18 protein-coding genes are annotated in these 21,510 nt (G+C 72.5%); 7 read left to right on the forward strand and 11 right to left on the reverse strand.

Translation table 11 applies throughout. The features are described 5' to 3' along the window. Window positions 1-12 precede the first annotated feature (12 nt). A complete protein-coding gene (locus ACZ7LY_RS08255; protein ID WP_471623708.1) occupies window positions 13-585 on the reverse strand; it encodes a dihydrofolate reductase family protein in 573 nt (190 codons plus the stop codon). Between the two features lie 633 nt (window positions 586-1,218). On the opposite strand from ACZ7LY_RS08255, the gene ACZ7LY_RS08260 reads away from it, so the two are divergent. From ACZ7LY_RS08260 to ACZ7LY_RS08270, 3 genes are all read left to right on the forward strand, one after another. After that, on the forward strand, window positions 1,219-3,441 hold the full coding sequence (locus tag ACZ7LY_RS08260; RefSeq protein WP_471623709.1) for an acetate--CoA ligase family protein: 2,223 nt from the start codon (window positions 1,219-1,221) through the stop codon (window positions 3,439-3,441). A 25-nt stretch (window positions 3,442-3,466) separates the two neighbouring features. Further along, window positions 3,467-4,303, forward strand: a complete 837-nt coding sequence (locus ACZ7LY_RS08265; protein ID WP_471623710.1) for an enoyl-CoA hydratase/isomerase family protein — start codon at window positions 3,467-3,469, stop codon at window positions 4,301-4,303. A 357-nt stretch (window positions 4,304-4,660) separates the two neighbouring features. Further along, on the forward strand, window positions 4,661-5,302 hold the full coding sequence (locus ACZ7LY_RS08270; RefSeq protein ID WP_471623711.1) for a flavin reductase family protein: 642 nt from the start codon (window positions 4,661-4,663) through the stop codon (window positions 5,300-5,302). On the opposite strand, the gene ACZ7LY_RS08275 is transcribed toward ACZ7LY_RS08270, so the two are convergent. Next, a complete protein-coding gene (locus tag ACZ7LY_RS08275; protein ID WP_471623712.1) occupies window positions 5,278-6,609 on the reverse strand; it encodes an MFS transporter in 1,332 nt (443 codons plus the stop codon). The two genes, ACZ7LY_RS08270 and ACZ7LY_RS08275, sit on opposite strands and share 25 nt — an antisense overlap. Window positions 6,610-6,679: 70 nt before the next feature. Between ACZ7LY_RS08275 and ACZ7LY_RS08280 the strand changes: the two genes are divergently transcribed. Then, entirely contained in the window at window positions 6,680-7,687 is a 1,008-nt protein-coding gene (locus ACZ7LY_RS08280; RefSeq protein ID WP_471623713.1) for a GlxA family transcriptional regulator, read from the forward strand. A 163-nt stretch (window positions 7,688-7,850) separates the two neighbouring features. Here the strand turns inward: ACZ7LY_RS08280 and ACZ7LY_RS08285 are convergent, their stop codons facing one another. Genes ACZ7LY_RS08285 through ACZ7LY_RS08295 form a run of 3 tightly spaced genes read right to left on the reverse strand, consistent with a single transcriptional unit; the run spans window position 7,851 to window position 11,032 of the window. After that, complete coding sequence (locus ACZ7LY_RS08285) at window positions 7,851-8,900, reverse strand: alcohol dehydrogenase catalytic domain-containing protein (protein WP_471623714.1); 1,050 nt, start codon at window positions 8,898-8,900, stop codon at window positions 7,851-7,853. Further along, window positions 8,897-10,105 (reverse strand): acyl-CoA dehydrogenase family protein, encoded by a 1,209-nt coding sequence (locus ACZ7LY_RS08290; protein ID WP_471623715.1) that lies wholly within the window; start codon window positions 10,103-10,105, stop codon window positions 8,897-8,899. Before ACZ7LY_RS08290 ends, ACZ7LY_RS08285 begins: the two co-directional genes overlap by 4 nt. A gap of 15 nt (window positions 10,106-10,120) precedes the next feature. Beyond that, window positions 10,121-11,032: an SDR family oxidoreductase gene (locus ACZ7LY_RS08295; protein ID WP_471623716.1), complete on the reverse strand. Its 912-nt coding sequence runs from the start codon at window positions 11,030-11,032 to the stop codon at window positions 10,121-10,123. A gap of 101 nt (window positions 11,033-11,133) precedes the next feature. On the opposite strand from ACZ7LY_RS08295, the gene ACZ7LY_RS08300 reads away from it, so the two are divergent. Next, window positions 11,134-12,060, forward strand: a complete 927-nt coding sequence (locus ACZ7LY_RS08300) for a cyclase family protein (RefSeq protein ID WP_471623717.1) — start codon at window positions 11,134-11,136, stop codon at window positions 12,058-12,060. Between the two features lie 168 nt (window positions 12,061-12,228). Here ACZ7LY_RS08300 and ACZ7LY_RS08305 read toward each other — a convergent pair whose 3' ends face one another. The 4 genes from ACZ7LY_RS08305 to ACZ7LY_RS08320 all read right to left on the reverse strand — a co-directional run bounded on the left by ACZ7LY_RS08305 (window position 12,229) and on the right by ACZ7LY_RS08320 (window position 16,357). Beyond that, a complete protein-coding gene (locus ACZ7LY_RS08305; protein WP_471623718.1) occupies window positions 12,229-12,699 on the reverse strand; it encodes an ATP-binding protein in 471 nt (156 codons plus the stop codon). Window positions 12,700-13,143: 444 nt separating this feature from the next. Next, the gene (locus tag ACZ7LY_RS08310; RefSeq protein WP_471623719.1) at window positions 13,144-14,016 is read right to left on the reverse strand and encodes an acyl-CoA dehydrogenase family protein; all 873 of its coding nucleotides are present in this window, start codon (window positions 14,014-14,016) and stop codon (window positions 13,144-13,146) included. 2 nt (window positions 14,017-14,018) lie between these two features. After that, on the reverse strand, window positions 14,019-15,158 hold the full coding sequence (locus ACZ7LY_RS08315) for an acyl-CoA dehydrogenase family protein (protein WP_471623720.1): 1,140 nt from the start codon (window positions 15,156-15,158) through the stop codon (window positions 14,019-14,021). A gap of 5 nt (window positions 15,159-15,163) precedes the next feature. Next, the gene (locus ACZ7LY_RS08320; RefSeq protein WP_471623721.1) at window positions 15,164-16,357 is read right to left on the reverse strand and encodes an amidohydrolase family protein; all 1,194 of its coding nucleotides are present in this window, start codon (window positions 16,355-16,357) and stop codon (window positions 15,164-15,166) included. A 398-nt stretch (window positions 16,358-16,755) separates the two neighbouring features. On the opposite strand from ACZ7LY_RS08320, the gene ACZ7LY_RS08325 reads away from it, so the two are divergent. After that, the gene (locus ACZ7LY_RS08325; RefSeq protein WP_471623853.1) at window positions 16,756-18,267 is read left to right on the forward strand and encodes a class I adenylate-forming enzyme family protein; all 1,512 of its coding nucleotides are present in this window, start codon (window positions 16,756-16,758) and stop codon (window positions 18,265-18,267) included. A 463-nt stretch (window positions 18,268-18,730) separates the two neighbouring features. Here ACZ7LY_RS08325 and ACZ7LY_RS08330 read toward each other — a convergent pair whose 3' ends face one another. After that, a complete protein-coding gene (locus ACZ7LY_RS08330) occupies window positions 18,731-20,029 on the reverse strand; it encodes a zf-HC2 domain-containing protein (protein WP_471623722.1) in 1,299 nt (432 codons plus the stop codon). Further along, complete coding sequence (locus ACZ7LY_RS08335) at window positions 20,026-20,598, reverse strand: sigma-70 family RNA polymerase sigma factor (protein ID WP_471623723.1); 573 nt, start codon at window positions 20,596-20,598, stop codon at window positions 20,026-20,028. The genes ACZ7LY_RS08330 and ACZ7LY_RS08335 overlap by 4 nt, the downstream gene beginning before the upstream one ends. A 319-nt stretch (window positions 20,599-20,917) precedes the next feature. Between ACZ7LY_RS08335 and ACZ7LY_RS08340 the strand changes: the two genes are divergently transcribed. Further along, entirely contained in the window at window positions 20,918-21,292 is a 375-nt protein-coding gene (locus ACZ7LY_RS08340; RefSeq protein ID WP_471623724.1) for an STAS domain-containing protein, read from the forward strand. The last annotated feature ends 218 nt before the right edge of the window (window positions 21,293-21,510 follow it).

The raw sequence follows: 21,510 nt of genomic DNA on the forward strand, positions 1-21,510 counted from the left end.
TTGTCGTCGTGGTCAGCGCACGACGTCGAAGACGTTCTTCTGCACGCCGTTCGCGTACGCCTGCGACTCGACCAGCTTGAGCTGCTGGGCGTCCTTGTCCGTGGCGGAGAACAGGCGCTTGCCCGCGCCGAGCAGCAGCGGGAAGACCAGCAGGTGGTAGCGGTCGATCAGGCCGGCGTCGGACAGGGCGTGGTTCAGCGTGGCGCTGCCGTGCATGATGATCGGGCCACCCTCGGTCTCCTTCAGGGCGGCGACCTCGTCGACGGAGCGCAGGATCGTGGTCTCGCCCCAGTTGTCGACGAGGCTGTCCTCGCCGAGGGTCGTGGAGACGACGTACTTGGGCAGGGTCTTGTAGCGGGCGAAGTCCTCCATGGCGGGCCAGACCGCGCTGAACGCCTCGTAGCTGACGCGGCCGAGGAGCATCGCCGTGGCCTCCTCCTGTTCGCGGCCCTTGATCTCGAACGCGTCCGGGACGAACTCGATGTTCTTGAACGTCCAGCCGGCGTTGCGGTAGCCCTCTTCGCCGCCGGGGGCCTCTACGACTCCGTCGAGGGAGAGGAAGGCGGTGCTGATGAGCTGGCGCATGCGGGGCTCCTGGGGTGGGCGGTGTTCGTTATGTGCCCATGATGACCGCCGGCCCCGCCAAAACTAATCGCCCACTCCTCAATCGCCGGAGAGGCTTGATTGACCGGCGCTGAGAAAAGCCCCGTCAGGGGCGCGGGGAACTGCGCGGCCAACCACGACGCACCCGGCACTCTGGGGCTCCGCCCCAGCCCCCGCTCCTCAATCGCCGGAGGGGCTGGATGTTGGCGGTGAGGCCGACTCCCTCAGGGGCGCGGGGAACTGCGCGCTCAGCCACGACGCACCCGGCACTCTGGGGCTCCGCCCCAGCCCCCGCTCCTCAATCGCCGGAGGGGCTGGATGTTGGCGCTGAGGCCGACTCCCTCAGGGGCGCGGGGAACTGCGCGAGAAGCCCCACCGGGCTGAACTGAACGCACAACGTGCACCGACCCGGCACTGGGGCTGGCAGCCCCGTCAGGGGCGCGGGGAACTGCGTGGAAGGGCTACCGGAGCCGCACCGGACGCATGACGATCACGCACCCGGAAGGATAAAGCGCGTACGACAGGTTCCTGACGTACCGTCAGTTCAGTAACCTGATGGGGCGTCAGCTATGGCGCCAGCCAACTCGTCGCTGTCACTCAGGAGCGGGCGGACCGATGCTTGGATCGACATACGGCACCCTGACCACCGACTCCCGCCGGGCCCGCACCATCGCCTGCGGCGAACCCCCCGGCCCTGCCGTCCACGGCAGAACCGACCCCGAGGAACACGACGTCAGCGGACGCCCCCTGCACGCCGACGTCCCCGACCTGGACCGCTTCTTCCGCCCGGAATCCGTCGCGGTGATCGGCGCATCGGACACGGAGGGCCGCCCCAACACGGGCATCACCCGCCAGCTCGTCCGCTGGGCGGACCGCGTCGGCGCCCGCGTCCACCCCGTCCACCCCACCAGGGACTCCGTCTTCGGCCTGCCCTGCGCTCCCACCGTCGCCGACCTGCCCGAACAGGTCGATCTCGCGGTGCTGCTCGTCGCCGACCCCCTCCCCGTGATCGAGCAGCTGGCGGAGGCGAAGGTGCGGTTCGCCGTCGCGTTCGCCTCGGGGTTCGCGGAGACCGGCGAGGCGGGCGCGGCGGCGCAGGAGCGGCTGGCCGAGGTGGTCGGCCGCTCGGGCCTCAGGCTGCTCGGCCCGAACACCAACCTCAACGCCTTCGAGCACTTCCGCGACGACCTCGAAGGCCCCGCCATCGCGCTCATCACGCAGTCCGGGCACCAGGGGCGGCCCGTGTTCGCGCTCCAGGAACTCGGCATCCGCCTCTCCCACTGGGCGCCCACCGGCAACGAGGCCGATCTGGAGAGTGCCGACTTCCTCTCCTACTTCGCCGGGCGCCCCGAGGTCGGGGCCATCGCCTGCTATCTCGAAGGGCTCAAGGACGGCCGCTCCTTCCTGCTCGCCGCCGACCGCGCCGCCCGCGCCGGCGTCCCCGTCGTCGCGGTGAAGGTCGGCAGGACCGAGACGGGCGCCCGCACGGCCGCCTCCCACACCGGCAAGCTGACCGGCGCCGACGCGGTCGTGGACGCGGCCATGCGCCAGTTCGGAGTGATCCGCGTCGACGGGCTCGACGAGCTCCAGGACACCGCCGCCCTGCTGGCCCGCGCCCGGCCCCCGCGGGCGGACGGCGTCGTCGTGTACTCCATATCCGGCGGCACCGGCGCCCACTTCTCCGACCTCGCCAGCGCCGCCGGGCTGCGCCTGCCGACGCTGTCGGACGCCAAGCAGGACGAACTCCACCAGTGGATCCCGGAGTATCTGAACGTCGCCAACCCCGTCGACAACGGCGGCCACCCCGTCGGCGACTGGCGCGGCCGCAAGATCATCGACGCGATCCTCGCCGATCCCGACGTCGGCGTGCTCATCTGCCCGATCACCGGGCCCTTCCCGCCCATGAGCGACAAGCTCGCGCAGGACCTGGTGGACGCGGCGGAGCAGACGGACAAGCTGGTGTGCGTGGTGTGGGGCTCGCCGGTGGGCACCGAGGACGCCTACCGCACGACGCTGCTCGGCTCGTCCCGCGTGGCGACCTTCCGCACCTTCGGCAACTGCGTGACCGCCGTGCGCGCCTATCTCGGCCACCACCGGTTCGCCGCGGGCTACCGCTCCCCCTTCGACGAGGCGCCGCGCTCCCCCTCGCCCTCGTTCCGCAAGGCGCAGGCCCTGATGCGGCCCGGCAACCAGTTGAGCGAGCACGCGGCGAAGCAACTGCTGCGGGCGTACGGCATCCGCGTACCGCGTGAGCAACTGGTGACGAGCGCCGCGGCCGCCGTGCGCGCCGCCTCTCTCGTCGGCTATCCCGTCGTCATGAAGGCGTCGGCGCCGCAGCTCGCCCACAAGTCGGAACTCGGCCTGGTCAAGGTCGGGCTGACGTCCGCGAGCCAGGTACGGGACGCGTACCGCGAACTCACCGACATCGCCCGCTTCGAGGGCATCGACCTCGACGGCGTCCTCGTCTGCCAGATGGTCGAGCGCGGCGTCGAGATGGTCGTGGGCGTCACCCGCGACGATCTGTTCGGCCCGACCGTGACCGTGGGGCTCGGCGGCGTCCTCGTGGAGGTGCTGCGGGACACGGCCGTGTGCGTGCCGCCGTTCGGCGAGGAGCAGGCGCGGGCGGCGCTGGACTCGCTGCGCGGGCGGGCTCTGCTCGACGGGGTCAGGGGGGCGCCGCCGGCCGATGTGGACGCGCTCGTCGAGGTCGTCCTGCGGGTGCAGCGGATGGCCCTCGAACTCGACGGTGACCTCGCCGAACTCGACATCAACCCGCTGATGGTCCTGCCGCGCGGGCAGGGCGCCGTCGCCCTCGACGCGCTCGCCGTCTGCCGCTGACCACCGAACCCCATGGAGCACGCCCATGCCTCAGCCCTCCCCCGAAGACTCCCCCGGCTCCGAAAAGCCCCTCGACTCATTGGTACTGCACGCCACTGACAACGGCGTCTCGTGGATCACCCTGAACCGCCCCGAGGCCATGAACGCCGTCACCTGGGACCAGCGCGAACGCGTCATCTCCCTGCTCGCCGACGCCTCCGCCGACCCGGACGTGCGCGCCGTCGTGATCACCGCCACCGGCCGGGGTTTCTGCGCGGGCGCGGACCTGCGCGGCTCCGGTACGGGGGCCGGGGAGCGGGTCGTCGGGGACGTCGCCCGTACGATCCGGCTGGGCGCGCAGCGGTTGATCGCGGCGGTACTGGACTGCGAGAAGCCGGTGCTGGCGGCGGTCAACGGGACGGCCGCGGGGATCGGGGCGCATCTGGCGCTGGCCTGTGATCTGGTGATCGCGGCGGAGTCGGCGCGGTTCATCGAGGTGTTCGTGCGGCGTGGGCTCGTGCCGGACGGGGGCGGGGCGTATCTGCTGCCGCGGCTTGTCGGGCCTCAGCGGGCCAAGGAGCTGATGTTCTTCGGGGACGCGGTGGGGGCGGTCGACGCGGAGCGGCTCGGGCTGGTCAACCGGGTCGTCGCGGACGGGGAGTTGGCGGGGGTGGCGCGGGAGTGGGCGGAGCGGTTGGCTTGTGGGCCTACGCGGGCGCTCGCGCTGACGAAGTGGTTGGTCAACTCGTCGTTGGATGCTGATCGGGGGGCGGCGTTCGCGGCGGAGGCGGTGGCGCAGGAGCTGAACGTGTCCACGCGGGACGCCCAAGAAGGCCTGACCGCCTTCCACACCCGCCGGCCCCCCGAATTCCACGGACGCTGAGACCAGCCCCCTCAGGGGCGCGGGGAACTGCGCGACCAGCCACGACGCACCCGGCACTCTGGGGCGCTGCCCCAGACCCCGCTCCTCAAGCGCCGGAGGGGCTTGAATTACCGGCGCTGAGGTGAGCCCCGCCAGGGCCCCGGGCCGGAGGCACGGAGTTGGCGCTCAGGCCAACTCCCTCAAGAGCGCGGCCACGTGGCCGCTAGAAGGGGACGCTGAGATCAGCCCCGTAAGGGGCGCGGGGAACTGCGCGACGAGCCTCGCCGGAGCCGCACCGGACGCACAACAGACACGCCCCCCGCGCGGGAAGCGCCCCGCCCCCTTCCAAACTGACGCCCCGTCAGCTTCACTGGACGCATGATGGGACACGCAGGCATGGCGGCCACAGCCCTCCGCTACCTCAGGCAGACCGGCGCCCCCACAAGGGCCCACCCCCCGGTGAACCCCCACCCCCGCCCGGACCTCCGCGCCGTACGCGAGGACGAACGCCCCCCGGTCGACCCGGCCGAATTCCGCCGCGTCCTGGGCCACTTCGCCACGGGAGTGACCGTCATCACCGCCCCCGGCACCACAACCACCGCCACCCCCCGACCGCCGGAGGCCCCCGCCGGATTCGCGTGCCAGTCCTTCGCCTCCCTCTCCCTCGATCCACCCCTGGTCGCCTTCATGGTGGCCCGCACCTCCACCACCTGGCCCCGCATAGCCCGCGCCGGCGTCTTCTGCGTCAACGTACTGGCGGCAGGCCAGGACGCCCTGTGCCGGGGCTTCGCGGTGAGCGGCGCGGACAAGTTCGCCGGGGTCGCCCACGAACCCGCCCCCGTCTCCGGCTCCCCGCGCCTGACCGGCGCCGCCGCCTGGATCGACTGCGTGATCCACGCCGTTCACACGGGCGGCGACCACCTCATCGTCGTAGGACGAGTGACGGCACTCGGCACGGGCGACGAGGACGCGGGCCCGCTCCTGTTCCACCGGGGTCAGTTCGCGGCGCTCGGCACCTGAGGCGCGGGCACGCCCCCGGCGGCGTCCGCCCGCCCGCGCCGGATGACGAGGGCCATCAGCGCGGCGACGGCGCACAGCGCACCGGACAGCACCCACACGAGGTCGTACGAGCCGAACGCGTCCCGCGCCACCCCGCCGAGGAACGCCACGAACGCCGCCCCCACCTGGTGCGAGGCGAGCACCCAGCCGAAGACGATCGCGCTGTCCTCGCCGTAGTGCTCGCGGCACAGGGCGATGGTCGGCGGCACGGTCGCCACCCAGTCGAGGCCGTAGAAGACGATGAAGAACAGCATCGGCGGGTGCACGGACGGCGCGAGCAGCAGTGGCAGGAACAGCAGGGAGATGCCGCGCAGCGCGTAGTACACGGCGAGCAGCCTGCGCGCCTCGAAGCGGTCGGTGAACCAGCCGGAGGCGATCGTCCCGATCACGTCGAAGACGCCGATGACCGCGAGCAGTGACGCGGCCGTCGTCACCGGCATGTGATGGTCGTGCGCGGCGGGTACGAAATGGGTCTTGATCAGGCCGTTCGTCGAGGCGCCGCAGATGGCGAAGGTGCCCGCGAGCAGCCAGAACGGACCCGTGCGCGCCGCCTTGCCGAGCACGGTGACGGCCCGCCGCGCGGCTCCCGGCAGCGGCGCGGGCCGGGGCACGAACACGGCACCCCCGTACGGGGTCAGGCCCACGTCGGCCGGGTGGTCGCGCAGCAGCAGCCAGACGAACGGCACGACGGCGAACGCGGCGAGCGCGACCGTGACCGCCGCCGGCTTCCAGTCGTGGCGTTCGATGATCCAGGACAGCAGCGGCAGGAAGACGAGCTGGCCCGAGGCGCCGGCGGCGGTGAGGATGCCGGTGACGAGTCCGCGCCGGGCGACGAACCAGCGGTTGGTGACGGTCGCCGCGAACGCCAGCGCCATCGAGCCGCTGCCGAGGCCGACCAACACACCCCAGTACAGGACGAGTTGCCAGGCGGCGGTCATCCAGACGGTGAGCAGGGAGCCGACGCCGATGGTGACGAGGGCGGCGGCGACGACCCTGCGGATGCCGAAGCGGTCCATGAGGGCGGCGGCGAACGGGGCGGTGATCCCGTACAGCGCGAGGTTCACGGAGACCGCGAAGCCGATGGTGCCGCGTGACCAGCCGAAGTCGGTGTGCAGCGGTTCGATGAGCAGGCCGGGCAGGGAGGCGAAGGCCGCCGCGCCGATGATCGTCACGAAGGTGACCGCGGCCACGGACCAGGCGCGGTGCGGGCGTCCGCGGCGGGCGGCGGGGCCGGGCGAGGTGGCGGAAGGTGTCTGCGTCGTCGTCACGGCTCCAGCGTCGGGGATGCGGTGCGCCGGAACGAGTGGCCCGGATGCCATGCTTCGCTAGGATCGGGCCATGGCTTCCACGCGCGCGCCGCACCGGGTCGTCGTCCTCGCGCTGGACGGGGTGATCCCGTTCGAACTGGGCATCCCGCAGCGGATCTTCGGCAAGGCGAGAAGCGCCACGGAGGAGCCGCTGTACGAGGTCGTGACGTGCGCGGTGCGAGAGGCGGGGCCGGTCCACAGCGACGCCGACTTCTCGATCCTCGTCGCGCACGGGCCGCAGGCGCTGGCCGGCGCGGACACGGTGATCGTCCCGGCCTCGTACGAGCTGGGCCCGCTGTACACCGAGGGGCGCCTCACCGAGGATCTCGCGGCGGCCCTCGCGTACGTACGGCCCGGCACGCGCATGGTGTCCATCTGTACGGGGAGCTGGGTGCTCGCCGCGGCCGGCTATCTCGACGGGCGGCCCGCGACGACGCACTGGTCGGCCTCGGAGCACTTCCAGAAGGTGTTCCCGACGGTACGGGTCGACGCGGACGTCCTCTTCGTCGACGACGGGGACGTGCTGACCTCGGCCGGGGTCGCCGCCGGGATCGATCTGTGCCTGCACATCGTGCGCCGCGACTTCGGTTCGGCGGTGGCGAACGACGTGGCACGGCGTACGGTGGTGCCGCCCTACCGGGACGGGGGGCAGGCGCAGTTCGTGGCGCGGCCGGTGCCGAGTGAGCGGGACGCCTCCACGTCGGGGGCGCGGGCGTGGGCGCTCGGGCATCTGCATGAGCCGATCCGGTTGCGGGATCTGGCCGCGCGGGAGGCGATGTCCGTACGGACGTTCACGCGGCGGTTCCGGGAGGAGGTCGGGGTCAGTCCCGGGCAGTGGATCACCGCGCAGCGGGTGGAGCGGGCGCGTCATCTGCTGGAGACGACGTCGCTCTCCATGGACGCGGTGGCCCGCGACTCCGGCTTCGGCACGGCCCAGTCCCTGCGCCAGCACTTCCAGACGACCCTGGGAGTCCCTCCCACCACCTACAGAAAAACCTTCCACCCAGCCCCCGAGGGGACGCCCAGATCAGCCCCGTAAGGGGCGCGGGGAACTGCGCGCCCAGCCACGACGCACCCGGCACTCCGGGGCGCTGCCCCAGCCCCCGCTCCTCAATCGCCGGAGGGGCTGGATGTTGGCGCTCAGGCCAACTCCCTCAGGGGCGCGGGGAACTGCGCGAGCGGCCACGACGGCGCTGCGGACGTCAAAAGAGCAGGACCCCGCGGGCGACTCGGCCCGCCTGGGCGTCGGAAACCGCCTCCCGGAACTCGGAGATCCCGTACGTCCGAGTGACCAGCTCGTCCAGCAACAACCGCCCCGCCCCATAGAACTCCGCGTACAACCGAACATCCCGCTGCGGCCGAGCAGACCCGTACCGGCACCCCAGTACCGACTTGTCGAGAAACAACGACGCCGGCACGAAAGAAGCCTCCGCGTCGGCCGCCGGCATCCCGAGCAGCACCGCCTGCCCACCCCGGTCCAGCAAATCAATCGCCGCCCGCACGAGTTCGACCCGCCCGACGCACTCGAAGACATGGTCGGCCCCGTCCGGCAGGACCCCCCGTACGGCCGCCACGTCCGTCAGGAACTCCGTCGCCCCGAACCGCCGCGCGATCTCCTCCTTCGCCGGGTTGGCGTCGACGGCGACGATCCGCAGGGCACCGGCGATCCGCGCGCCCTGGAGGACGTTGAGCCCGACGCCCCCTGTGCCGATGACTACGACGGTGTCGCCCCGGTCGACGCGGGCCCGGTTCAGCACGGCGCCCACCCCGGTGAGGACCCCGCACCCGATGAGCGCGGCGGAGGCCAGCGGGATCTCCTTGGGGATCGGCACCGCCTGCACGGCCTTGACGACGGTCCGCTCGGCGAACGCGGAGTTCGACGCGAACTGGTACACCGGCTCCCCGCCCCGCGTGAACGGCTGCCCCGGCCGCCCGATGGCCCGCCGGCACATGGTGGGCCGCCCCCGGTCGCACGCGGCGCACGTCCCGCAGTTGGCGAGCGTGGACAGCGCGACATGGTCACCGGCGGCGACATGCGTGACCCCTGCGCCGACCGACTCGACGACGCCCGCACCCTCGTGCCCGAGCACGACGGGCCGCGGGAAGGGGATCGTGCCGTCGATGACGGACAGGTCGGAGTGGCACAGCCCGGCCGCGGCGACGGAGACGAGGACTTCGCCGGGCCCGGGGTCGCGTACCTCCAGGTCGTCGACGACGACGGCCTCCCGCCCGTCGAACAGCACACCTCTCATGACGCCTCCCTGGGTCCGTGGTCCTTCGGCAGTCCGAGCACGCGCTCGGCGATGATGGTGCGCTGGATCTCGTCCGAGCCGCCGTAGACGGTGTCGGCCCGGCTGAACAGGAACAGCCGTTGCGCGGCATCGAGTTGATAGGGCTGTTCCAGCGTCCAGTCGGCGGGCCCGACCGCTCCCGCCGCGCCCCGCACGCGCAACGCCAGCTCCCCGAGCCGCTGATGCCACCGCCCCCACAGCAGCTTGGCGACGCTCGGCGCCCCCGCGTCCCCGGCCCCGCCGAGGGTGCGCAGCGCGTTGTACCGCATGGTCCGCAGCTCCGCCCACAGCCGTACGAGCCCTGCCGCGACGAGCGGGTCACGGTCGGCCCCGGACACGGCGGCGGCTCGTACGACCGCCTCCAACTCCTCCGCGAAACCGATCTGTTGGGCCAGCGTGGAGACACCCCGTTCGAAGGCGAGGAGCGCCATGGCGACGCGCCAGCCGTCGCCCTCGGCGCCGACGACCTCCTCGGCGCGGGCGCCCTCGAAGAAGACCTCGTTGAACTCGCTGGTGCCGGTGAGCTGCCGGATGGGCCGTACGTCGACGCGGCCCGGCTGGTCCATCGGGACGAGCAGGAAGGACAGGCCCTCGTGGCGGCGGGAGCCGGGCCGGGTGCGGGCGAGCACGAAGCACCAGTCGGCCTCGCGGGCCAGCGACGTCCACACCTTCTGCCCGCTGACCCGCCAGGTCCCGGTGCCCGGCTCACGGCAGGCGGCGGTGCGCACGGAGGCGAGGTCGGAGCCGGCGCCGGGCTCGCTGTAGCCCTGGCACCACAGGTGTTCGCCGCGTGCGATGGGCGGCAGGAAGCGGCGGCGCTGCGCGTCGGTGCCGTGGGCGAGGAGGGTGGGCGCGAGGAGGTTCTCGCCGATGTGCCCGCAGCGGCCGGGGGCGCGGGCCCGCGCGTACTCCTCGGCCCAGACGACCTGCCCGGCGAGGGAGGCGACGCGGTTGCCGTAGCCGCCCTCGCCCCACCCGAGCCCGATCCAGCCGCCCGCGCCCAACTCCCGCTCCCACGACCGCCGTTCCGCTATCGCTTCATGTTCGCTGCCGGGCCCGCCGAGCCCCCCGGCCGCCGCGAACCGGCCCGCGTTCAGCCGCTCCCGCAGCCAACTCCGCGCCTCCGTACGGAACTTCTCCTCGTCGTCCCCGAACGCGAACTCCACGGCCGGCCACCCCCGTCACTGGTTGGGTCGTTCCTTGGCGGCGGCGGCCCTCGCCATCTCCTGGAGTTGCGCCAGCATCGGCATCGGATCGGTGCCGACGGTCCCGGGCAGGAAGTCCGCGATCCGCTCGGGCGTCCAGGGCCCGTCCCCGTACGCGGCCCGCAGTTCGCGGGGCTGCGCCCATACGGCGATCTTGGGTCCGGCGACGGTGTAGACCTGCCCGGTGATCTTCTCCTCGCGGGCGCGGTCGCTGAGCAGATAGACGACGAGGGCGGCGACGTCCTCGGGTTCGCCGATCTCCTTCAGCTCCATGGGGACGTTGGCCGACATGCGCGTACGGGCGACGGGTGCGACGGCGTTGGCGCTGACCCCGTACTTGTGCAGGCCGAGCGCGGCGCTGCGGACCAGGGAGATGATCCCGCCCTTGGCGGCGCTGTAGTTCGCCTGGGCGACGGAGCCCTGGTGGTTGCCGCTGGTGAAGCCGATGAGCGCGCCCGAGCCCTGCTTGCGCATGACGGCGCTCGCGGCGCGGAACACGGTGAACGTGCCCTTCAGGTGGGTGGCGACGACGGGGTCCCACTCCTGCTCGGACATGTTGAACAGCATGCGTTCGCGCAGGATGCCCGCGACGCAGACGACCCCGTCGAGGCGCCCGTACTCCTCGACGGCCGTGTCCACGATCCGCTGCCCGCCCGCCATGGTGGACACGTCGTCGGCGACGGCCACGGCGGCGCCGCCCGCCGCCTCGATCTCCTTGACGACGCCGAGCGCGACCTCCGAGGTGGGCTCGCCCCCTTCGATGGAGACGCCGTAGTCGTTGACGACGACCTTCGCGCCCTCGGCGGCGCAGGCGAGCGCGACGGCCCGCCCGATGCCGCGCCCCGCCCCCGTCACGGCGATGACCTTGCCTGCCAAGAAGTTCCCCACGTCCGGCCCCTTCCCGCGGTTTCTGACGACCCGTTAGATTCGCCTCGGGTTCGGATTCTACGACCCGTCAGATACCGGAACACAAGACCCGGGAGGACCCGATGCCCCTGCCCGCCGAGTTCCACGAGATCGCCAAGCGCGTGAACAACTGGGGGCGTTGGGGGGAGGCCGACGAGATCGGCACGCTCAATCTCGTCACCGACGCCGTCGTCCGCGAGGCCGCCGCCGAGGTGCGCACGGGGCGGCGGGTGCCGCTGGCGCTGCCGCTGAAGGAGGACGGCGTGCAGACGGGCATGATCCCCGGGCGCATCAACCCCTTCCACACCATGGCCCAGATCAACTACGAGATATTCGGCCCCGGCACGGTCGCCACCAGCGACGACGCGGTGACGATGGGGTTGCAGGCGGCGACGCACTGGGACGCGCTCACGCATGTCTCGCACTCGGGGCGGATCTACAACGGGCGGCCGGCGAGCACGATCACCGCGCACAGCGGGGCCGCGTTCAGCGGCATCGACAAGATCCCGTACGTGGTCTCGCGCGGGGTGCTGCTCGATGTGGCCGCGGCGAAGGGGGTCGGGCGGCTGCCCGGGGATCACGCGGTGACGCCGGAAGACCTCGACGAGGCGGCCGAGTTCGGGCGGGTGACGGTCCGTGCCGGGGACATCGTCCTGGTCCGGACGGGGCAGGTGCAGGTCTATCTCGCGGGGGACAAGCATGCGTACGGGTACCCCTCGCCGGGGTTGTCGGTCCGTACGCCGGAGTGGTTCCACGCGCGCGATGTGGCGGCGGTCGCCAACGACACCCTGACGTTCGAGATCTTTCCGCCGGAGGTCGAGGATCTCTGGTTGCCGGTCCATGCGCTGGATCTTGTGGAGATGGGGATGATCCAGGGGCAGAACTGGAATCTGGAGTCGCTGTCCACAGCCTGTGGAGAAGCGGGGCGCTACTCCTTCCTTCTGGCGGCGATGCCAGAACCCTTCCAGGGAGCGACAGGCACCCCAGTCTCCCCAGCCGCCATCCTCTGACCCCCGTTCCAACCCCCTGGGGCTCCGCCCCAGACCCCGCTCCTCAATCGCCGGAGGGGCTTGAATTTCCGGCGCTGAAACAAGCCCCGTAAGGGGCGCGGGGAACTGCGCGAGACGCCCCGCCGGGGCCGCACCCGACCCACGACGATCACGCGCCCCGCGCAGGGGTCAGTGGACGGCGACCTTGGAGAACGCCGGGGCCAGAGCCGCACCGCCCACCCCGAACCCCGCCCCCCGATCAATCTCGCACCAGATGGACTTCCCGCCCCCTTCGACCCGCCACCCCCACCGATCCGCCAGCCCAGCGACCAGTTCGAGCCCGCGCCCGTTCGTCGCGTCCCCCTCCGCATGCCGGGGCACAGGCGGCCGGTCACTGCGATCGGCGACCTCCACCCGCACGGTCCCCCGCACCTCCGCCCCCTCCCGCACCCCGGGCAGCGCCATCCGCAGCACGGCGGGCCGCCCCGTGTGCACCACGGCGTTGGTCACCAGCTCGGAGACGAGCAGGATGAGCGTCTCGGCGAGGGACTCATCGGCCCCTATGCCCGACCCGGCCAGCCGCGACCGCGCCCACCTGCGAGCCCGCCCCACCTCCGCGGGGTCGGCCCCGACCTCCAGTTGAACCTGAAGCACCTGCACCGCTCACACCATCCGAACCGGCGGACACGTCGCCTCGCGCCACTGACCATCCTGGCCACTGCCCGGGATCACGGTCTGTGATCCCCGTACGGGACAGCATGGTTGACGTACAGTCACCCCAACAAGCGCTTCGGGCATATTCCAGCGCGAAGGAGTACGCGTACGGCATACTGTGCGACGCGTCTCGCGGGGGGTCGAACAGCCGGGCGTGTCACCCCGCCATGCCCTGCGAGCGGCGGGCGCCCAGGCTCGTGCAGCCGCCACAAGGGCGGCACCGCTGCCACAGCTCGGGTTCAGCACCACTCGCATCTGCCACAAGGTACCGGAGCGGCCCGCCGACTCCGTGCCGTGACGAGCCCGCCGAAGGACACAACCCGATATCGACCGTCCGTCACTGTCCGTACACCCTTCGGCATGACCGCGTACGGGACGGACGCGCGCGTCTCACAGCGCGGCGGCGACCGTCTCCCGCGCGTCCCGCGCGGACCCGCCCAACTCGGCGCGTACCCAGGCCCGCTTCAGATGCAGATGGACGTCCGCCTCCCAGGTGAAGCCCATGCCGCCGTGCACCTGGAGGCAGTCACGGGCACCCGCGACGGCGGCCTCGTCGGCGAGGAGTTTCGCCCCGGCGACCTCCACCGGGTCGCCGGTGACGGCGGCGGCGTACACGGCGGCCCGCGCCACCTCCACCCGTACGAGCAGCTCGGCGCACAGGTGTTTCACGGCCTGGAAGGCGCCGACGGGCCGCCCGAACTGCTCACGCGTCCGGGCGTGTTGAACCGCCATGTCGAGGGTGCGGCCCGCCGAGCCGAGCTGTTCGGCCGCGTACAGCAGCGACGCCTCCCACGGCACGGGCCCGGTGTCGTCCTTCGTGCGGTGCAGCGGGGTCAGCGGGTCCACGGACGCGAGCGGGACCGCGCCCGGCACCTCGCCGCGTACCGCGTCGGCCGCGTCGAGCCAGGGCACGAGCCCGGCGTACGGGGCCGTCACCACCGTCTTCCCGGTGGCGGCGCCCGCGACGTGCCCGGCGGCGAGGAAGGTGGGGACGAGCGGGCCCGGCACGAGGGCGCGCCCGCACTCCTCGAACGCGAGCACCGCCTCGGGCAGCCCGAGCCCCACCCCGCCCGCGCTCTCGGGCAGCCGCAGCGCGAACAGCCCGGCGTCCGCGAGGTCCCGCCACAGCCGCCGGTCCAGGGCGCGTTCCGTACCGGCGCCGTCCACGGCCGTCCGCAGCGCGTCCCGGTCGAACCGCCCGCGCAGCAGGTCCCGTATCCCGTCGCGCAAGGCCCGCTGGTCGTCGGTGAGTTGGAAGTGCACGCTCACTTCCCTTCCCGGGGCAGGCCGAGGATGCGCTCGGCGACGATGTTCCGCTGGATCTGGGAGGTGCCGGCGGCGATGGTGTAGGAGAGGGAGGAGAGCCGGTCGAGCGTCCACTCCTGCCCGGTGTCAAGGGCGCCGGCGGGCCCGAGGACCCGGGCGGCGGTGTCGTAGAGCCGCTGCCGGGCGTGGGAGTAGCGGAGCTTGAAGACCGAGCCGCCGACGCCGGGGACGCCGCCGGTGGCCTGGGCCTCGCTGACGTTCCACTGGGTGAGCCGCCACAGGGCGCCGAACTCGGCGGAGAGCAGGGCCAGTTCGTGCCGTATCCCGGTGTCGTCCCAGCGGCCCGATGTGCGGGCGTGGGCGGCGAGTTCGCCGAGGACGCGGCGGCAGGCGACGACCTCGCCGACGAAGGCGGTGCCGCGTTCGAAGGAGAGGGTGACCATGGTGACGCGCCAGCCGTCGTTCTCGGCGCCGACGCGGTTGCCGACCGGCACGCGGACCTCGTCGAGGAACATCTCGGCGAACTCGGTGGAGCCCGCGAGGGTCCGCAGCGGCCGCACCGTGATCCCCGGCGCGTCCATGGGCAGGGCGAGCCAGGTGATGCCCCGGTGCTTGGGGGCGTCGGGGTCGGTGCGCACGAGGAGTTCGCACCAGTCGGCAACCTCGGCGTGCGAGGTCCATATCTTGGCGCCGGTGACGACGTAGCTGTCGCCGTCGCGGTGGGCGCGGGTGCGCAGCGCGGCGAGGTCGGAGCCCGCGTCGGGCTCGCTGAAGCCCTGGCACCACACCTCCTCGCCCCGCAGGACCGGCTCCAGCCACCGCTGCCGCTGTGCGGGCGTGCCCTCGGCGGCGATGGTCGGCCCGGCGTGCAGCAGTCCGACGAAGTTGGCGCCGACGTAGGGGGCGCCCGCCCGCTCGGTCTCCTCCAGGAAGATCAGCCGGGTCGTCGGGGAGGCGCCCCAGTGGACGTCCCCGTACCCGGCGTCGTACAGGCGGCGCTGCCAGCCGGTGTCGTAGGCGCGGCGGGCGGGCCAGTCGGCGGGGGCGGGCCGGGGCGGCAGCGTGGGCAGCGTGCGGGCGAGCCACGCGCGCAGCCGCGCCCGGAACTCCTCCTCCTCGTCCGTGTACGTGAGGTCCACGGGCGCTACCGGTCGAGGTCGAGGCCGAGCATGCGGATGGCGTTGCCCCGCATGAGCTTGTGGATCGTCTCGTCGTCGAGGCCCTTGACGTGGTCGAGGGCCACGTCCCTGGTGTGCGGGAACGTCGAGTCGACGTGCGGGTAGTCGGTCTCGAAGGTGGCGTTGTCGCGGCCGACGACGTCGAGCGAGGCGATGCCATGCTTGTCGCGGAAGAAGCAGCAGAAGATCTGCCGGTAGTAGTACGTGGACGGCGGTTCGGGCACGAGGTCGCGCACACCGCCCCAGGCCCGGTGCTCCTCCCACACGTCGTCGGCGCGTTCGAGCGCGTACGGGATCCAGCCCATCTGCCCCTCGCTGTAGGCGAGTTTGAGCGTCGGGAACTTGACGAGGACGCCGGAGAAGAGGAAGTCCATCATCGAGGCCATCGCGTTGTTGAAGCTGAGGCTGGCCTGGACGGCGGGGGGCGCGTCGGGGGACGCGGCGGGCATCTGGGACGAGGACCCGATGTGCATGTTGACGACCGTGCCGGTCTCCTGGCACACCGCGAAGAACGGGTCCCAGTACCCGGAGTGGATCGACGGCAGGCCGAGGTACGTCGGGATCTCGGAGAACGTCACGGCCCGCACCCCGCGTGCCGCGTTGCGCCGGATCTCGGCGACGGCGAGGTCGATGTCCCACAGCGGGATGATGCACAGCGGGATGAGCCGGCCGCCGCTGTCGCCGCACCACTCCTCGACCATCCAGTCGTTGTAGGCGCGGACGCAGGCGAGGGCGACCTCCTTGTCGTGCGCCTCGGCGAACGTCTGGCCGCAAAAGCGCGGGAAGGTGGGGAAGCACAGGGACGCCTCGACGTGGTTGAGGTCCATGTCGGCGAGGCGCGCCTTCGGGTCCCAGCAGCCGCGCCGCATCTCGTCGCGGGTGATGCCCTCAAGCGTCATGTCGTCGCGGTCGAAGCCGACGGCGGCGATGTTGCGCTTGTACGGGAACTTCAGGTCCTCGTAGATCCACCAGTCGGTGGGCGGCCCGTCGGGGTCCATCGTGATCTGGTACTTCCCGCCGACGTACGCCAGTTCACCGATGCCGGCCGTGAGGGGCTTCGGGCCCCGCTCGCGGTACTTGGCCGGCAGCCAGGTCTCGAAGAGATGGGCCGGTTCGATCACGTGGTCGTCGACGCTGACGATGCGCGGCAGTTCCGTCATGAGTGCTGTGCCCCTCCGCCGTTGCCCTGCGGTGTGCGGTGCGACGGCTTTACCTGATGGGCCGTCAGATCGAAGGCTAGCCCCGCATGCCTGGACCTACAAGAAGCGTGGACTTACGCTCACGGTCACATCTGACGGCCCGTCAGTACGGGTGCGTCGTCCGCGGACGTCCGGAAGGGGTACGCAGGATGGGAACGCAGACGAGCGGGGGGCCCGGGGCGGGGGCCGTGCCGGGGGCGGGGCGGGGGTCTGGGGTGCCGGGGTCCGGGATGCCGGGGTCTGCGGTGCCGGGGCCACGGGCGGGGGACGACGGGACGGGGGTCGATGGGACGGGCGCCGATGGGGCGGGGGACGACGGCGCCACGGATGCCTCGCGGGCGCGGCGTGTCGCGCACGAGCTGGGCGGGGCCCGCACGCTGTGGGAGCTGGTCGAACGCCGTGCCGCCCTCACCCCCGACCGCCCGGTGCTGCTCCAGGGCGAGCGCGTGCTGACCTTCGGCGCCCTGCGCGAACGCGCCGAACGCGTCGCCGCCGGCCTCCACGAGCGGGGTATACGCCCCGGGACCGTCGTCGCCTGGCAGCTCCCCACCCGCATCGAGACGGCCCTGCTGACGTTCGCGCTGGCCCGGATCGGCGCGGTGCAGAGCCCGGTCATCCCCTTCTACCGGGACCGCGAAGTCGGCTTCGCCCTGCGGGAGTCGAAGGCGGAGTTCTTCGCGTCGCCGGGCGTGTGGCGCGGCTTCGACCACACGGAGATGGCGCGGCGCCTGGGCGCGCGGGGCGTGTTCGAGGCGTACGAGGATCTGCCGGAGGGCGATCCGGCCGTCCTGCCGCCCCCGCCCGGCGACGGCACGTCGGTGCGCTGGATCTACTGGACCTCCGGCACGACCTCCGACCCCAAGGGCGTCCTGCACACCGACCGCTCCCTGATCGCGGGCGGCTCCTGCCTCGCGCACGCGCTGCGCCTGTCGCCGTCCGACGTGGGCTCGATGGCCTTCCCGTACGCGCACATCGCGGGGCCCGACTACACGGTGATGCTGCTGCTGTACGGGTTCCCCGCGGTGATGTTCGAGCAGTTCGCGCTGCCGGACGCACTCGCGGAGTACCGGCGGCACGGGGTGACGGTGGCGGGCGGCTCGACGGCGTTCTACTCGATGTTCCTCGCCGAGCAGCGCAAGGACCCCGGCAACCCGGTCATCCCGACGCTGCGGCTGCTCGCGGGCGGCGGCGCCCCGAAGCCGCCCGAGCTGTACCACGCGGTGGTGCGCGAGATGGGCGTCCAGCTCACGCACGGGTACGGGATGACCGAGGTCCCCATGATCACGATGGGGGCGCCCGACGACACGGCCGGGCACCTGGCGACGACGGAGGGCCGGCCGCCCGAGGGCATGACGATCAAGGTCGTCGACGCGGACGGCGAGGAGGTACCGCCCGGGGTGGACGGGGAGGTCAGGCTGCGGGGCGAGGCGGTGTGCCGGGGGTACCTCGACCCGGAGCAGTCGGCGGCGGCGTTCGACGCGGAGGGGTTCCTGATCACCGGGGACCTCGGGCACGTCCTGCCCTCCGGGCATCTGGTGCTCACCGGGCGCGCCAAGGACATCATCATCCGCAAGGGCGAGAACATCTCCGCGAAGGAGATCGAGGACCTGCTGCACGAACACCCTGCGGTGCAGGACGCGGCGGTCATCGGGCTGCCGGACGCGGAGCGGGGCGAACGGGTCTGCGCGGTACTCGAACTCCGGCCGGGGGCCGCGCCCTTGACCCTTGCGTCCCTGACGTCCTACCTACGGGGTCGCGCCCTGCCGACATTCAAACTGCCGGAACAAGTGGAGACGGTCGAGTCCCTGCCCCGCAACGAGACGCTCCGCAAGGTGCTGAAGTACAAACTCCGCGAACGGTACGGAAATTGAGCCCCTGGGTTGCCTGGCGGACTGGGCTCAGCGCCAACTCCTGGCCTCCGGCCCGGGCGTGCCTGGAGGCCGGGGCTGGGCTCAGCGCCAACTCCTGACCTCCGGCCCGGGCGTGCCTGGAGGGCGGGGCTGGGCTCAGCGCCAACTCCCAGCCCCTCCGGCGATTGAGGAGCGGGGGCTGGGGCGGAGCCCCAGAGTGCCGGGTGCGTCGTGGCCGCTCGCGCAGTTCCCCGCGCCCCTTACGGGGCTGACCTGAGCGTCAACTCCTGGCCTCCGGCCCGGGCGTGCCTGGAGGGCGGGGCTGGGCTCAGCGCCTACTCCCAGCCCCTCCGGCGATTGAGGAGCGGGGGCTGGGGCAGGGCCCCAGATTGCGGGGTGCGTCGTGGCCGAGCGCGCAGTTCCCCGCGCCCCTGGGGGGGGCTGACCTCAGCGCCCGCTCCCGGGCTCCGGGGTAGAGGCCCGGTTACAAGCGGCTGAGCGCTGCCGTTGCGGTGAGGACCTCCTGGATCGCCGTCCGATCACCCACCTGCCCAGCCGCCGCCTCGCCCGGAGAGACCCGCCCCGCCGCAAGCTGACAGAACTCGACCCCGTCGAGCGCGATATGGGCGACTTCCCGCTCCGCCGACCCCACCGCCCCCGGCGAGTCCAGCGCGATGAGCCACTCCCCGCCCCCGGCCCCCTCGACCTCGAGCCGAAGCGACCGCCCGGGCGCCCCCGCACTGACCAACTCCCGCACCGGCGCCGCAAGCCCCCGCCGCCGCCGCTCGGCCAGCGACCCCGGCAGCATCCGCGCCGCCAGATCGATCATCCGGTACAGATGCCGGGGCGCGGGCGCCGCGTACGGATAGTCGACCGCGTGCGCGATGTCCCCCGCGTGCACCCAGCACTCGAACGCCCGGTCGACCATCGCATCGCGCAGGCTCAGCTCGAAGTCCCCGTACGAGACGGGCAGCCCGCCCCCGCTCTCGGCCCGGCCGCCCTCGCCGGCCGTCCCCGTGAACGACACCGTACGGATCAGGGAGTGCGACTGGTCCCGCCAGGGCGCCCGCACGGCCCGCGTCGGCGGGAAGTAGGACGCCTTCCAGTACCGCTCGGTGCGCTCCGCCGGCCCGAGCTCCCGAGGCACCGGCGACCCGAGCGGGTCGTCGAGCCCGAGCGCCCGCGCCACGATCCCGTCGACGCTGGTCAGATGGGCGATGACCCCGGCGACCGTGGTCTTGCGGCTGACCTGCTCGGACCCGTCGAACCAGCGCAGCCGCACCGGCGCGTGCCACTCGCCGTCGCCGATGTCCTTCAGGAGCGCGTCGAGCCGCGCGGTCTCCGCGTCGTACGGCCCGGCCCACCCGGGCACCGGCACGCGGGCGGGGCGCCGGCTGAGGCAGACCTCCAGGACGCGGGAGCGCAGCAGCGGGTCGAGGTCGAGGGACTCGTCGGGCCGCAGCAACCCCACGGCGTCCCGCAGCCGGAACGCCTCCTCGGCGCACGTCCCGCAGGCGTCTATGTGCGCGTCGACGGCGGCGCTCTCCTCGGGCGAACACGCGGACAGCGCCCACGCGCCCAGCAGCGACTTCAGCACATGGTGGTCGAGCGGGGGCGGAGCGGCGGGGGCCTCGGGCAGCGGCTGCCCGGTGTCCTCGACGGAGGTGCGCGGCGTCGGTATGCGCGGCGGCCCGCCGCCGTGGCCGTGGTCGCCGTGCGGGGAGTCGCCGTAGGGACCGTCCTCGTACGGGTCGAAGCGGTCCGGCCCGCGCGCCCCGCTCACGCCGGCCTCCCGTAACCACCGGGCGGTATGGCGCTGTCGTGCGCCGTGGACAGGAGCTGGAGGCCGAGGCGGAGCCGGCGGCGGGCCTCGTCCTCGGTGACGCCGAGGTCGGCGGCGGTCTGGCGGTAGTCACGGCGCTGGAAGTGCGCGAGGACGAGGGCGTCACGCAGCGGGGCGGGCATGGACGTCACGATGTAGTCGGCGCGGGCGGCGGCGGAGGCGCGGCGCACCTTGCGCTCCAGGTCCTCGGAGGTGCCGAGCCCGGAGCGGACGAGCGCGGCGGACTCGGTCTGGCGCAGCCGCTGGACGGCCTGCCCGTGCGCGAGCGCGGCGACGAAGGAACGCAGCGGGCCCCGCTTGGGGTCGTACGCCTCGGGGTTCTCCCAGATCCGCGTGAACACCTCGCGGGTGATCTGGTCGGCGGCCTCCTCGTCGTCGAGGACGCGGTGGGCGAGGCCGTGGACCAGGGACGCGAAGCGGTCGTACAGCTCCCCGAGCGCGGCGGCCTCGCCGTGCGCCAGGCGCTGCTGCATCCTCCGGTCCCAGCGGGACGGAGTGTCCTTGGGCATGAGGCCCCCTCACCGACTGCCCTTACCGTGTGCCTGCCTTGCTGCTGTCCTCGTTCTTCGAATGTAGTCGGCGCCACTGACAACGCACGTACCTTTTCCGCATTGTGCGCTCCCGTGCGTCATGCGGTGATAAGCCCGCGGGGCCGCGCGCCGGACGTTTTACCTCCCGTTTGCTTTGGGTCCGCCCGGCTAGTTCTTATTGCAGTCATATGTGATAAGTGTGCGAGGTGGGCGCGGCGTTTCAGCGCACTGCGGTCGGGCAGCCGCGCAGTGGAAACGTAGTGACCGGTTCCGGATCGGCGAGCGAGAGGCGTGGCGCGTGGCGCTCAAAGTGACTGAGGGAGAGCGGGGCGACTGGGCCGTCGTGAGTGTGGCGGGCGAGATGGATCTCGTGACGTCGCCGATGGTGCGGCAGCATGTGCACGAAGCCGTCGCCGACGGTCGCCACAGCCTCGTCCTCGACCTCTCCGAGGTCCTCTTCTGCGACTCCAGCGGCGTCGGCGTCCTCATCGCCTCGCGGCGGTTGATCCGCTCCTGTCAGGGGCGGTTGCGGGTGATCTTGCCGGCGCGGGGGGCGGAGGACGGTTCGCATGTCAATCGGGTGCTCGCGGCGCTGGGTGTCCGCCGCCTCTTCGACGTCTACCCGAACCTGACAACGGCGGTAGACAACAACTCCGAACCTCTATCGGCCTGACCCCGCTCCTCAAGCGCCGGAGGGGCTTGATTCACCGGCGCTGAGGCCAACCCCGTCAGGGGCGCGGGGAACTGCGCAAGCCGAGGTGCGAGCGGCCTTCGCTGGGGAACTCCCCAGGGGCGCGGGGAACTGCGCGACCAGCCACAACGCACCCGGCACTCTGGGGCTCCGCCCCAGGCCCCGCTCCTCAAGCGCCGGAGGGGCTGCGAATTGGCGCT

This window comes from Streptomyces sp. NPDC107550 (genome assembly GCF_055639095.1).

What these genes read in the sequence shown, in the direction of transcription:
- ACZ7LY_RS08255 (WP_471623708.1), bottom strand. Translation starts at nt 585, where the DNA reads ATGCGCCAGCTCATCAGCACCGCCTTCCTCTCCCTCGACGGAGTCGTA.
- ACZ7LY_RS08260 (WP_471623709.1), top strand. Translation starts at nt 1,219, where the DNA reads ATGCTTGGATCGACATACGGCACCCTGACCACCGACTCCCGCCGGGCC.
- ACZ7LY_RS08265 (WP_471623710.1), top strand. Translation starts at nt 3,467, where the DNA reads ATGCCTCAGCCCTCCCCCGAAGACTCCCCCGGCTCCGAAAAGCCCCTC.
- ACZ7LY_RS08270 (WP_471623711.1), top strand. Translation starts at nt 4,661, where the DNA reads ATGATGGGACACGCAGGCATGGCGGCCACAGCCCTCCGCTACCTCAGG.
- ACZ7LY_RS08280 (WP_471623713.1), top strand. Translation starts at nt 6,680, where the DNA reads ATGGCTTCCACGCGCGCGCCGCACCGGGTCGTCGTCCTCGCGCTGGAC.
- ACZ7LY_RS08285 (WP_471623714.1), bottom strand. Translation starts at nt 8,900, where the DNA reads ATGAGAGGTGTGCTGTTCGACGGGCGGGAGGCCGTCGTCGTCGACGAC.
- ACZ7LY_RS08300 (WP_471623717.1), top strand. Translation starts at nt 11,134, where the DNA reads ATGCCCCTGCCCGCCGAGTTCCACGAGATCGCCAAGCGCGTGAACAAC.
- ACZ7LY_RS08320 (WP_471623721.1), bottom strand. Translation starts at nt 16,357, where the DNA reads ATGACGGAACTGCCGCGCATCGTCAGCGTCGACGACCACGTGATCGAA.
- ACZ7LY_RS08335 (WP_471623723.1), bottom strand. Translation starts at nt 20,598, where the DNA reads ATGCCCAAGGACACTCCGTCCCGCTGGGACCGGAGGATGCAGCAGCGC.